The 12042-nt window shown below is 66.5% G+C and carries 10 protein-coding genes; 5 read left to right on the top strand and 5 right to left on the bottom strand.

Annotated elements, in window-relative coordinates; translation table 11 throughout:
• The first annotated feature begins 57 nt into the window (after nucleotides 1–57).
• Nucleotides 58–303 (top strand): hypothetical protein, encoded by a 246-nt coding sequence (locus tag AC0L3S_RS22745; RefSeq protein WP_247496821.1) that lies wholly within the window; start codon nucleotides 58–60, stop codon nucleotides 301–303.
• A 6-nt stretch (nucleotides 304–309) separates the two neighbouring features.
• Here AC0L3S_RS22745 and AC0L3S_RS22740 read toward each other — a convergent pair whose 3' ends face one another.
• The 5 genes from AC0L3S_RS22740 to AC0L3S_RS22720 all read right to left on the bottom strand — a co-directional run bounded on the left by AC0L3S_RS22740 (nucleotide 310) and on the right by AC0L3S_RS22720 (nucleotide 6629).
• The gene (locus tag AC0L3S_RS22740) at nucleotides 310–1458 is read right to left on the bottom strand and encodes an amidohydrolase (protein ID WP_473281390.1); all 1149 of its coding nucleotides are present in this window, start codon (nucleotides 1456–1458) and stop codon (nucleotides 310–312) included.
• A gap of 273 nt (nucleotides 1459–1731) precedes the next feature.
• Nucleotides 1732–2820, bottom strand: coding sequence for a mandelate racemase/muconate lactonizing enzyme family protein (locus tag AC0L3S_RS22735; RefSeq protein WP_473281387.1), 1089 nt, complete (start codon nucleotides 2818–2820; stop codon nucleotides 1732–1734).
• 102 nt (nucleotides 2821–2922) lie between these two features.
• Entirely contained in the window at nucleotides 2923–3930 is a 1008-nt protein-coding gene (locus AC0L3S_RS22730) for an alpha/beta hydrolase (protein ID WP_473281522.1), read from the bottom strand.
• Nucleotides 3931–4157: 227 nt separating this feature from the next.
• Nucleotides 4158–5351 (bottom strand): M20/M25/M40 family metallo-hydrolase, encoded by a 1194-nt coding sequence (locus AC0L3S_RS22725; RefSeq protein ID WP_473281385.1) that lies wholly within the window; start codon nucleotides 5349–5351, stop codon nucleotides 4158–4160.
• Between the two features lie 24 nt (nucleotides 5352–5375).
• Nucleotides 5376–6629: an MFS transporter gene (locus AC0L3S_RS22720; protein ID WP_473281383.1), complete on the bottom strand. Its 1254-nt coding sequence runs from the start codon at nucleotides 6627–6629 to the stop codon at nucleotides 5376–5378.
• Nucleotides 6630–6772: 143 nt separating this feature from the next.
• Between AC0L3S_RS22720 and xylB the strand changes: the two genes are divergently transcribed.
• The 4 genes from xylB to AC0L3S_RS22700 all read left to right on the top strand — a co-directional run bounded on the left by xylB (nucleotide 6773) and on the right by AC0L3S_RS22700 (nucleotide 12034).
• Nucleotides 6773–8218 (top strand): xylulokinase, encoded by a 1446-nt coding sequence (gene xylB, locus AC0L3S_RS22715; RefSeq protein ID WP_473281381.1) that lies wholly within the window; start codon nucleotides 6773–6775, stop codon nucleotides 8216–8218.
• Nucleotides 8219–8428: 210 nt separating this feature from the next.
• A complete protein-coding gene (locus AC0L3S_RS22710) occupies nucleotides 8429–9958 on the top strand; it encodes a sugar ABC transporter ATP-binding protein (protein ID WP_473281379.1) in 1530 nt (509 codons plus the stop codon).
• A complete protein-coding gene (locus AC0L3S_RS22705) occupies nucleotides 9951–10991 on the top strand; it encodes an ABC transporter permease subunit (protein WP_473281377.1) in 1041 nt (346 codons plus the stop codon). The genes AC0L3S_RS22710 and AC0L3S_RS22705 overlap by 8 nt, the downstream gene beginning before the upstream one ends.
• A 95-nt stretch (nucleotides 10992–11086) precedes the next feature.
• Complete coding sequence (locus AC0L3S_RS22700) at nucleotides 11087–12034, top strand: ABC transporter substrate-binding protein (RefSeq protein WP_473281375.1); 948 nt, start codon at nucleotides 11087–11089, stop codon at nucleotides 12032–12034.
• The last annotated feature ends 8 nt before the right edge of the window (nucleotides 12035–12042 follow it).

Genomic DNA, 12042 nt, shown 5'->3' with positions numbered 1-12042 from the left:
TGTCCATCCGTTGCGATTTGCCGGATTGGGAACGTCCGTGCGGCCGATACGTTGCTCGTGAGCTTGATCAACGCAGGACCGGAACCGATGTACGCGCTGTTCGAAGGCAACAAGCAGATCGGCGACCCCTTTCCCTCCGAGAAGGAGGTGTGGGAAGCCGCCTTGATCGAGGGGCTGGTGACCGACGTGCCGGTCGCGGACGAGGAGGGCGGCCGGCTTCTGCCCGCCGGCTATCACGTCGCGCAGGTCGAGGAGACGTTCGAGCCGAAGCCGGGCTGGAAGCTGCCGCGCGAGATTTCTTGAGCGGACCTAGTTCGAGGCCAGTGCTGTCTTGGCGACTTCCGCCATCCAGCCTGATGCCACCGGCAGGATGGCGTCGTTGAAATCATAGCGCGGGCCGTGCAGCTCGGCGCCATCACGCAATTCGCCATTGCCGATCCAGACGAAGGCGCCGGGGCGCCGCGAGAGAAAGTGGGCGAAATCTTCCCCGGCCATGCTGGGCGCGAGGTCGCGCCGCAACTCGGCCCGCACCTTGTCCGCGGCGAGGCGCGCGAGATCTGCCTCGGCCGGCGTGTTGATCACGACGCCGACGCCAATGACGATCTCGGGCGTCACCTTGACGCCGAAGCTCGTGGCAATCCCGGCGCAGATCTGTTCGATCCGCGCCACGACGGTGTCCTTTACCGCATCGCGATGGTAGCGCAGCGTGCCGCCGATCGAGACGCGTCCCGCGATCTGGTTGCGTGCCGTGCCGCCTTCGAGCGTGCAGAGCGAGAGCACGGCGGTGTCGAGCGGATCAACGCTGCGCGAGACGATCGATTGCAGCGCCACGATCAAATGGCCGGCCGCCATCACCGGATCGCGCGTCAGATGCGGCATGCCGGCGTGACCGGCATGGCCATCGATAGTGATGCTGACGCGCCCGCCGGAGGCCATGACGACGCCGTCATGGACCGCGATGGTGCCGGCGGCAAGGCCCGGCCAGTTGTGAAATCCGAACACCCGCTGCATCGGAAAGCGGTCGAACAGCCCGGCCGCGACCATCGTGCGCGAGCCGCCATAACCTTCCTCGGCCGGCTGGAAGATGAAATCGACCGTGCCGCTCCAGCTGGTGTCGGCGGCGAGCAGCGCGGCGGCGCCGAGCAGCGAAGCGGTATGCCCGTCATGGCCGCAGGCATGCATCACACCGGGATTTTGCGAAGCGTAAGCTAGCCCCGTATCTTCGGTGATCGGCAGCGCATCCATGTCGGCGCGCAGGCCGACGCGGCCCTGTGCAGCCCCTCGCGTGAGGGTCGCGACGATGCCGTGACCGCCAACGCCCGACACGAAGGGAATGCCGAGCTCGGTGAGCTTGTCTTGCACGAAAGCGGCGGTGGCTTTCTCCTGGAGGGACAGTTCGGGATGCGCGTGCAAATGCCGGCGCCACGCGGTCAGTTTCTGGTGCAGCTCGGGGCTCAAGGCGGGATTCTCTCGGATTGTGTGTCGGCGTCGACACCATAGCCGAATAACCGCAGCTTGCATCAAGCGTCAGCGAATGCCTCGCGTGCAGCAACGCGTTGGTGATTGCTGGTGCAAACCGACCGCGGTGCGCGCTCCACTTCACCTCTCCCGCTTGCGGGAGAGGCCGGGAGAGGGCTCGATCGTCATTGGGAATCTCACTGTGGAGACACCCTCTCCCCAACCCTCTCCCGCAAGCGTGAGAGGGGGCGCAGCCGCGGCCGCGGATCCGCGCTACGCCGACAGCTTCGCCAGCCCATTCCAGTCGAAGCTGATGCCGTGGCCGATCCGGTCCGGCGCGAGCGCCAGCCCGTCCTGCAGCACCAGCGGATGCTCGATATATTTGTCGAGCCCAAAACCGTGCGCCTCCAGATACGACCGGTTCGGGCAGGCTGCGAGCAGGTGCACGGTGATGTCGTGCGCGCCATGGCTGGTGACGGGCAGGTTGAACGCCTCTGCCAGCCGCGCGATCTTCATGAAGGCGGAGACGCCGCCGCAATTGGTGACGTCAGGCTCGGGATAGGACACTGCGCCTGCGACGATGTAGTTCTTGAACTCCCACAGCGAACGCAAATTCTCGCCCGCCGCGATCGGTACGCCGCCTGCCTGCATGATGCGGGCGTGGCCCGCGACATCGTCGGGAATGATCGGCTCCTCGAGCCAGGTGAGGTCGTAGGGTTGGAACGCGCGGGCGGCGCGGATCGCTTCCTCGACCGTCCATTTCATGTTGGCATCCACCATCAGCGGAAAGCCGTCGCCGAGATGTTGTCGCATCGCAGAGACCTTCGCGACGTCGGTTTTGAGATCGGGCCGGCCGACCTTCATCTTGATAGCGCGAAAGCCTTTGGCGAGATTGCCGTCGGTCTGCTTCAGCAGCGCCTCGACGGAGAGATCGAGGTCGATGCCGCCGGCATAGCATGGCACGCGCGCATCGAAGCCGCCGAGCAATCGATACAGCGGCAATTGCGCGCGCCGCGCCTTCAAATCCCACAGCGCGATGTCGAGTGCCGAGAGCGTCAGCACCGCCGGCCCGCCGCGCCCGCCGTAATGCAACGCCCACCAGACCTGATGCCAGATCGCCTCGGTGTCATCGGCCTCGCGGCCTTCGACCAGCGGCGGGATCTCGCGCTTGAGGATGTCGGCGACGGCACCGCCATTGCGCCCGACCGTGTAGGTGTAGCCGACGCCCTCGGCGCCATCGGCATCGCGGATGCGGCAGGTGATCAGCTCGAACGCCGCGATGTCGCCATGGGTCGAGTCGGAGAGCTTGACGGGGAGGGGGATCCGGTAGAACCCGGTCTCGATGTTTGCAATGCGCGGCATGATTTTCTTCCTGCGTTTTCTTTGCAGGCTAGCCCGAGGTTCGCGCCGCGGCAATGCGGTCGTTGCGACATCGCGGCGCATCTTGGGCAAGATCGCGTTGAGCTATTGCGCCGGCGCGCCGGCGGCCGGTCGCCGCGAAGCGTCCTCGGCAAGCTGCTGACCTTGAGCGAGCCTGCGCTCGATCATGCCCATCACGGTGGTCACGTCTTCGAAGGCGCGCGAATGCGCTTGTCCCCGTAAGCGGGTGATGTCGAACACCAGAATATTGGCCCGCGCCAGCTCGTCCCTGTAAGGCTCTTCCTCCGCGTTGACATCGCCAAGACGGGTGAGGCCGCCCGCGATCGACTTCGACAGCTTCAGCGCACCGTCATCCTGCGACAGGAACAGCGCGAAGCGCGGCCGCGACGATCCCATTTCCTGCATCTGTTCGCGAAACGCTGCGAAGTCGACATCGGGGGCCACCATAGCCACGTTCCTGATCTTGCCGCCGATCTTCCCAGTCCGGCGTGCCCTGGCCTGGAGGGCATTCAGCGTGATCAGGCAGCCCATGGAATGGCAGAGCACGGTGACCTCGCGGATTGCGGGGTTGAGCGCCACCTGCTCGATCAGCCCGTCGAGCGATCCGACGGATTCACGGGCGACCTCGCCGTCGCGCTCATAGGCGCGCAATCCGACCAGGCCTTGCGAGGGCCAAGAGAACAAGATCGGGATCACCGGGGCTCGCGAGTCCTGGACGATTTGCGCAAAGCGATAGACCGCATCGTCGAAGCGGTTGTTGAAGCCGTGAACGAAGATCATCGCCTTGCTGCGGCGGGTCTTCTTGGCGACACTGTTGATGGCGGTATTGAAGCCGGCCCTGTCGAGGTAGTCGGCCGAAACCGTGACGAACTCGCGGCGCGGATCGCCTGGCGGCACCGTCGGCCACTGGATCGCTCCGACCACGCGGGCCTCGTCAGGCGGAATTGAGACAGAGACCATCGCGTAGGACATCGCGGCGGCACGTTCGCGGCTGAACATGTCGCCAGTGTCGACGGCAGCGCGCTCGCGGGTCGTCGCAACAAGCACCGGAACACGCGACGTGCTCTCCGCGGCCTCGACCGGAACGAGCACGCCCTGCAAGGGGCGTCCTGCGCAGGACGCGCACGCCAAAAACACCATCAGGGTGCCCACGACGTGCCAATGGCTGCGGGGGAGGACCTCCGAACTCATACTGCGGCGAAGGATGGCAATGGGCCGTTGCCTCTGGTTTGCAATCTGCCGGCAGAGGATAACCTTCGGGCCCGACCTCGCTTGATCTAGATCAAGCACGGTCCGTGACGAATTGCTTTGGCATCCTACTACCGCATCGTCGCGAGCTGCACAGCCAGCGCGCAGGCGCGGTCATATTCGTCGAGATTGATCCATTCGTCGATCGTGTGCGCCTCGTTCTGGCCGGCGCCGAAGGTGACGGTCGGAACGCCGTGGCGGACCATCCAGTTGGCATCGAGGCCGCCATTGGCGGTGCGCACGTTCGGGGTGCCGCCGACGGCGGACACGGCCTCCACCGCGCGTTTGACGACGGGAAGGTTGTTCTTCATGCGGAACGGGAAATAATCGGTCTCGGCCTTGAACTTGACTTTGCCGGACTTGCCTTGCGCGTTGGTGACCTTCTTGGCCGCCTTCTCGAACGCGGCCTTGTAGGCCTTGGTGATCTCCTTGAAGAACTTTCCGTCGTGGCTGCGGCTTTCGCCGCGCACATGCACGTAGTCGGTGACAACATTGGTGGCGTCGCCCGCAGGCCGCCCCTCGCCGCCGGTGACGGGGCCGACATTGCTGGTTCCTTGTTGCTTGCGCTTGACCACCTTACCGAACCAGCCGCCGGCCTTCACGTCGGCCAGCGCAAGCGCGAGGATCATGGTCGATGAAATGCCGCGCTCCGGCGCGACGCCGGCATGCGAGGCGCGGCCGAAGATTTCGACGGTCCAGCGGTCGGCGCCGACGGCGCCGATGACGACGTTGGAGGCCGAGCCGCCGTCATAGTTGAACGCCATCACCGGCGAGCCGAGCTCGTCGAGCTTGACGTGGCGCGCGCCGTAGAGCCCGCTCTCCTCGCGCACGCAGAACAAAAGCGTGATCGGCGGATGATCGAGCTGCTGCTTCTCGAGCTCAGCGGCCAGCGTCACCAGCACGCCGCAGCCGCAGCGGTTGTCGCCGCCGAGCGCGGTCTTGGCATCATTGACGATCTTGCGGCCCGACTTCTTCGGCCTGGCGCCGGCGCACAGCGGCACGGTGTCCATGTGGGTCATGAACATGATGCGCGGCTGGTTGTGCAGCGCGCCGCGGCCGGGCAGGTCGACGATGAGGTTGCCGGTCTCGGTCGGCACGGGAATGCGGGTATTGGCGTCGTCGAGCCGGATCGCCTTCGCCGGAACGCCGCTCTCCTTCAGCGCAGCCGTGAGCTCACGCCCGATCGCGGCCTCCTGTCCGGTGACGCCCTCGACGGCGAGAAAGCGCATGAGGCGGTCGGTGGCGGCCTTGGTGTCGACAGGCATGAGATGTCCCCTTGATGCAGGGCTCTACTCTATCGCCGGTCTTGGCGAGGTATAGACCAAAAAAATCAGCGCGCCGACGCCAAGCATGGCTGCCATGAACAGCAGCACCGCCGGCAGCCCCGCGAAGGCGGCCACCGCGCCGGTGACCGACTGCATCAGCGCCGCGCCGAGGAAGAAGGCGAGGTTGATCGCCGCGAGCGCCTTGCCCGCGACCTGTGCGTCGACCAGCTGCCGCGACATGCCGAACAGCAGCGGCTGCGCCGAGGTCGCCAAGCCAATGAGCACGAACAGCACGAGGTCGTATTGCGGCGGCATCACGGGAAGGCCGAGCAGCATCGAGACGGCATAGTGCGGCGCCCCTAACGCCATCAGCGCCAGCAGCAATGCGCCGACCAGGTGCGTTCCGGCCACCAGCGCGCGGCGGCGGCCGATCCTGCGGTCGATCATGCCGACGAGAAGCGGACCGGCAATCATCGCGAGCGTGAACGCGCCGAGCTGGTTGCCGGCCTCGACTCGCGACAATCCCTTGACCTGCATCAGCCACGGTCCGCCCCACAGGCCGCGCAGCACCAGCGAGGTCGCGAGCGACACCAGCGCCAGCGCGATCAGGCCGCGCAAGGGCCGCGAGAGTCCGAGCCTGAGCACCTCGATCATCTGCGACAGCGGCGAGGACTCGTCCTTGTGCTCGGCGGGCTGGCTCGGCACCAGCAGGAACACCGCGAGTGCCACGGCGACGCCGCCGAGGCCTGCGATCCAGAACCCGGCGCGCCAGCCGTAGGTGTCGACCACGAAAGCGAGCGGGCTCGACGACAACAGCATGCCGATATTGCCGATCGAGAGGATCGCGCCGGACCACAACCCGAAGCGCGCGGCCGACAATTGCTTGGCCGCCAATGTCATCGGGCACATCAGCATGCCGGAGGTGGCGACGCCCAGCAGCACCTGTCCGACCGCGAAGCTTTCGGGTCCCGTCGCGAACCCCGACGCGATGGCGCCGACCACGGTTCCCGCGAGCAGGCTCAGCGACACCGGCCGCACGCCAAAGCGGTCCATCGCCGCGCCGACCGGGATCTGCGCGGCCGCAAACGCGAACGGGTAGACCGAGGTGAGGCTCGCCAGCGCCTGCGGTTCGATGCCGAAATCCGCCGCCATCAGGTCGAGGCTGACCGCCGGAATGGTGCGCAGCAAGGTCGAGAGCATGTGCCCGCAGGCGAGCGCGAGCAACGCAAGGATCAGCGCGCGGGTGGCTCCCGCGTCGTTGGTGGCGGCGGTGGTCATGGGCGTTCCGTCCCGGCAAGGTTTCGGGTGGGGTTACATGATTGGCGGGTGCATGCCAACATCGGGACCGCCATGGCCGCAATGTCGTGGATGCACAAGGCAACGGACGCGCAAGATCCTAAACGTGCAAGGCCAGTGACATCATGTATCTCGGCATCGACCTCGGCACCTCCGCCGTCAAAATCGTTCTGGTCGACGACGCGCAGCGCGTGGTGGCGAGCCGCAGCCGGTCGCTGACGGTCTCTTCGCCGCGTCCCGGCCATTGCGAGCAGGACCCGGCGCAGTGGATCGAAGCCACCTTCGCGACGCTGGACGCCTTGACGGCAGATCACGCGCGCGAACTGGCCGCGGTCGAGGGCATCGGCCTGTCCGGCCAGATGCACGGCGCGACGCTGCTCGACGCCGGTCACACGCCATTGCGGCCCTGCATTCTCTGGAATGACGGACGGTCCTTTGCGGAATGCGCCGAGCTGGAGCGGCGCTGGCCCGCCTTGCGGACGACGACAGGCAACAAGGCGATGCCGGGATTCACGGCGCCCAAACTGCTGTGGGTCGCCACGCACGAGCCGGAGATCTTCGCGGCGACAAAACTCGTGCTGCAACCCAAGGCCTATCTGCGCCTGGTGCTGACGGGCGAGGCGATCGAGGATGTCTCGGACGCCTCGGGTTCGCTGTGGCTCGATGTTGTCAGCCGCGATTGGTCGGATGAGGGGCTCGCCGCGACCGCGCTGTCGCGCCGGCAGATGCCGCGTCTGGTCGAGGGCTGCGCGCCGGCGTCACGGCTGCGGAGCGAGTTGGCGCAGCGCTGGGGCATGACCAGGCGGCCGATGATCGCCGGCGGGGCCGGCGACAATCCGGCAGGAGCCGTCGGCATCGGCGCCATCAATCCCGGCGCAGCCTTCATTTCGCTCGGAACCTCCGGCGCATTGCTGGTGCCGACCGAGACGATCGCGGCCAACCCGGAGCGGGTCGTGCACACGTTCTGTCACGCCGTCCCGGATAGATGGATTCAAGCCGGCGCGATCCTGTCTGCGGCTTCGTGCCTGGCCTGGATCGCGCGGCTGTTGGGGACCTCTGAGGCCGACCTGCTGGCGCCGCTCGGGTTGCGCCCGAGCGCGCCGTCGCCGGTCAGCTTCCTGCCGTATCTCTCCGGCGAACGCACCCCGCACGATGACCCGGATGTGCGCGGCATGCTCGATGGCCTCAGTCACGCCACCGATCGTGACGCGATCGTGCAGGCCGTGCTCGAAGGCGTCGCCTTCGCGCTTGCCGATTGCCGGGACGTTCTCGCCGAGACTGGACTGGTGATCGCGGAGGCCGATGTCATCGGCGGCGGTTCGCGGTCGCGGTTCTGGTTGTCGGTGCTGGCCAATGTCCTGAACATGCCGGTGCATCGCTTTGCCGACGGCGAGACGGGCGCGGCGTTTGGTGCGGCGCGGCTCGGCCGCCTCGCCGTCACCGGGGAGGCGATCGATGCCGTCTGCACCGCGCCACGGCGCGTCGAGACGTTCGAGCCCGACCGCGCGCTTGCACAAGCCTATGCCGAACGGCTTCCGCAATGGCGTCGCCTGTACCGGCCGCGGCGCTGATCGCGATACGCGATGATGTGGCGAAGAAAAGGCATCACGCGCGAGATCGGTTCCGTCTGCAAAAGATAAAAGCAGCGCCGGACCGTGCATCGGCGTGCGGGAGGTATTGCCCTGCGCCACAACCTTTTGTTTAATGCTTGCACCCGCGCCAGGGACCAACGAGACGCGGGTGAGATTGCGATGCCGCCGTCGGCGCGTCGGGGAGGTGTGATGAGCGAGCCCATCCTCGAGATGCGCCGGGTCTCCAAATCGTTCTTCAGCATCAAGGCGCTGCGCGACGTCGACCTCACCGTCTACGCGGGCGAGATCCACGCATTGATGGGCGAGAACGGCGCCGGCAAATCCACCCTGATGAAGATCCTGTCGGGCGCCTACCGGCCGGACCCGGGCAGCGAAATCCGCATCGACGGCCAGCCCGTGCAGATCAGTGGTCCGCTCGGTGGCCGCGCGGCCGGCATCGCGATCATCTATCAGGAGCTCTCGCTCGCCCCCAATCTGAACGTCGCCGAGAACATCTATCTCGGTCGCGAGGTCTCGCGCGGCGGCTTGCTGGCGCGCGAGGCGATGCAGGCCGACGTCGGTCCGATCCTGGCGCGGCTCGGCGCGGATTTCACGCCGCAGACTCTGGTCGCCAATCTCTCGATGGGCCAGCGCCAACTGGTCGAGATCGCGCGCGCGCTGCACGCCCGCTCCAGGATCCTGATCATGGACGAGCCGACCACCGCGCTGTCGGCCGGTGAGAGCGAAAGGCTGTTCGCGCTGATCCGCCAGCTGCGCGCCGAAGGTCTCGCCATCATCTACATTTCCCATCGCATGGACGAGGTCTACGCGCTCGGCGATCGGGTCACCGTGCTGCGCGACGGCACGCTGGTCGGTTCGCTCGACAAGGGCGACATCCGCGCCGACACCATCGTCCGGATGATGGTGGGACGCGACGTCTCCTCCTTCTACAAGAAGGAGCATGATCCCAGGAATGAGGCGCGGTCGGGAGCTCCGGTGCTCGCGGCCGTCGACATCGCCGACGGCAGGCGCGTCAAGGGATGTTCGCTGACGGTGCATGCGGGCGAGGTCGTCGGCCTTGCCGGCCTGGTCGGCGCCGGCCGCACCGAGCTTGCACACCTCATCATCGGCGCCGCGCCGATGGTCTCGGGCCATGTCGAGATCGACGGGCGCGCGGTCTCCATCCGCACGCCCGGCGAGGCGCTGGACGCCGGCATTGCCTATCTCACCGAGGACAGGAAGGCGCTCGGCCTGTTCCTCGACATGTCCTGCCTCGACAACATCAATCTCGCGGTGCTCGGCCGCGATGCGAAATTCGGCGGCATCCTCGACCGCGACAAGGCCCGCGACCGCGCCAAGCGCGCGTTCGCGGGGCTCGGCATCCGTGCTGCGAATGTCGGTGTTCCCGCCGGCGGGCTTTCCGGCGGCAACCAGCAGAAAGTGCTGCTGTCGCGGCTGCTCGCGATCGGCCCGAAAATCCTGATCCTCGACGAGCCGACGCGCGGCGTCGACGTCGGCGCCAAGTCCGAGATCTATTCGATCATCGACAATCTCGCGAAGTCGGGCACCGCGGTTCTCGTCATCTCGTCCGACCTGCCCGAGATCATCGGCATCTGCGACCGCGTCGTCGTGATGCGCGCAGGACATATCGCCGGACAGATCCGGCGCGACGCGACATCGCCGCTCAGTCAGGAGGACATCATGGCTCTCGCCACCGGAACGGAGCAGCTCGATGCCTGAGAACGGCGCTTCCGCGAAAGCGGCCCCCGTGGCGTCCGGTCTTGCCGCCGCGCAGGAGACGAAGCGGCAGCGGACGCGGATGATCATTCGCGCGGTCGGCATGCTGCCGGTGCTGCTGTTGCTGTGCATCGGCTTTCACTTGCTGTCGGACGGACGCTTCTTCACCGGCCAGAACATCGGCATCGTGGTGCAGCAGTCCGCGGTCAATACCGTGCTGGCCGCGGGCATGACCTTCGTCATCCTCACCGGCGGCATCGACCTGTCGGTCGGCTCCATCCTGGCGGCGTCAGCGATGGCCGGGCTGATCATCTCCAAATTCCCGGATCTCGGGGCGCTGTGGTTGCCGGCCGCGGTGCTCACCGGAGCCGCCTTCGGCATTCTCAATGGCGGCTTGATCGCGCTGTTACGCCTGCCGCCGTTCATCGTCACGCTGGGGTCGTTGACCGCCGTGCGCGGCGCGGCGCGGCTGCTCGGCGCCGACACCACGGTGTTCAATCCGTCGATCCCCTATGCCTTCATCGGCAACGGCGCCTTGACCCTCATCCCCGGCGTATTGTCGATTCCCTGGCTCTGGGTGATCGCGTTGCTGGTCATCCTGGTGTCGTGGCTGGTGCTCAAGCGCACCGTGCTCGGGGTCCACATCTACGCGGTCGGCGGCAATGAGAGCGCGGCGCGGCTCGCCGGCATCAAGGTCTGGGCCGTGCTGATCTTCGTCTATGGCGTGTCCGGCCTGCTTGCGGGCCTCGGCGGCGCGATGCAGGCGGCGCGGCTCTATGCGGCCAATGGCCTGCAGCTCGGCCAGTCCTACGAGCTCGACGCCATCACTGCCGTGATCCTGGGCGGCACCTCTTTTGTCGGCGGCATCGGCTCGATCTGGGGAACGCTGGTCGGCGCGCTGATCATTGCCGTGTTGTCGAACGGCCTGATCCTGATCGGCGTGTCCGACGTCTGGCAATATGTGATCAAGGGCCTGGTGATCATCGGCGCGGTGGCGCTGGACCGCTATCGGCTGCAGGGCTCGGCCCGGACTTGAGAGCAAGAAATGCAGCGGGCGCTGCGCCGTCATGTTCATTCCGTCACGGCAACTGGTCGCCGTACCGGAGATTCAATAGACCAGGGAGGAAGCCAATGTTGAAGTCGATCTCGTTTGCCGGCGCCGCGATGGCGCTCGTCCTGAGCTCCGCGCCGTCCGGTGCCAAGGAGCTCAAGTCGATCGGCGTTTCGCTGGGCTCGCTCGGCAATCCGTTCTTCGTCGCGTTGTCGAAGGGTGCCGAGTTCGAGGCCAAGAAGACCAACCCCAACGTAAAGATCACGACCGTCGGCTTCGAATATGATCTCGGCAAGCAGGTCACCCAGATCGACAATTTCATCGCCGCTGGCGTCGACCTGATCCTGCTCAACCCCGGCGATCCCAAGGCTGTTGGCCCGGCGATCAAGAAGGCGCAGGCCGCCGGCATCGTCGTCGTTGCCGTCGACACCGCGGCCGAAGGCGCCGACGCCACCGTGACCACCAACAACGTCCAGGCCGGCGAGATCTCCTGCCAGTACATCGTCGACAAGCTCGGCGGCAAAGGCGACGTCATCATCGAGAACGGCCCGCAAGTTTCCGCGGTGATCGACCGCGTCGTCGGCTGCAAGAACGTGCTCGGCAAGAATCCCGGCATCAAGGTCCTGTCCAACGACCAGGACGGCAAGGGCTCGCGCGAAGGTGGCCTCACGGTGGCGCAGGGTTATCTGACCCGCTTCCCCAAGATCGACGCCATCTTCGCCATCAACGATCCGCAGGCGATTGGCACCGACCTTGCGGCGCGCCAGCAGCAGCGCACCGGCATCATCATCACCGCGGTCGACGGCGCACCCGACATCGAAGCCGCCCTCAAGGACCCGCAGGCGACGCAGATCCAGGCCTCCGCCTCGCAGGACCCGTTCTTCATGGCCCGCCGCGCCGTGCAGGTCGGCGTCAACATCCTCAACGGCCAGAAGCCGGCCTCCACAGTCGAGCTGCTGCCGTCGAAACTGGTGACGCGCGACAATGTCAAAGACTACAAGGGCTGGACCTCGGATCGGTCGCAGTAACGGGCGGG

The sequence above is a fragment of the Bradyrhizobium sp. Ken01 genome (genome assembly GCF_055807355.1).
The sequence above is the reverse complement of the archived record's forward strand: the minus strand, read 5'-3'. Positions and strand labels throughout refer to the sequence as shown.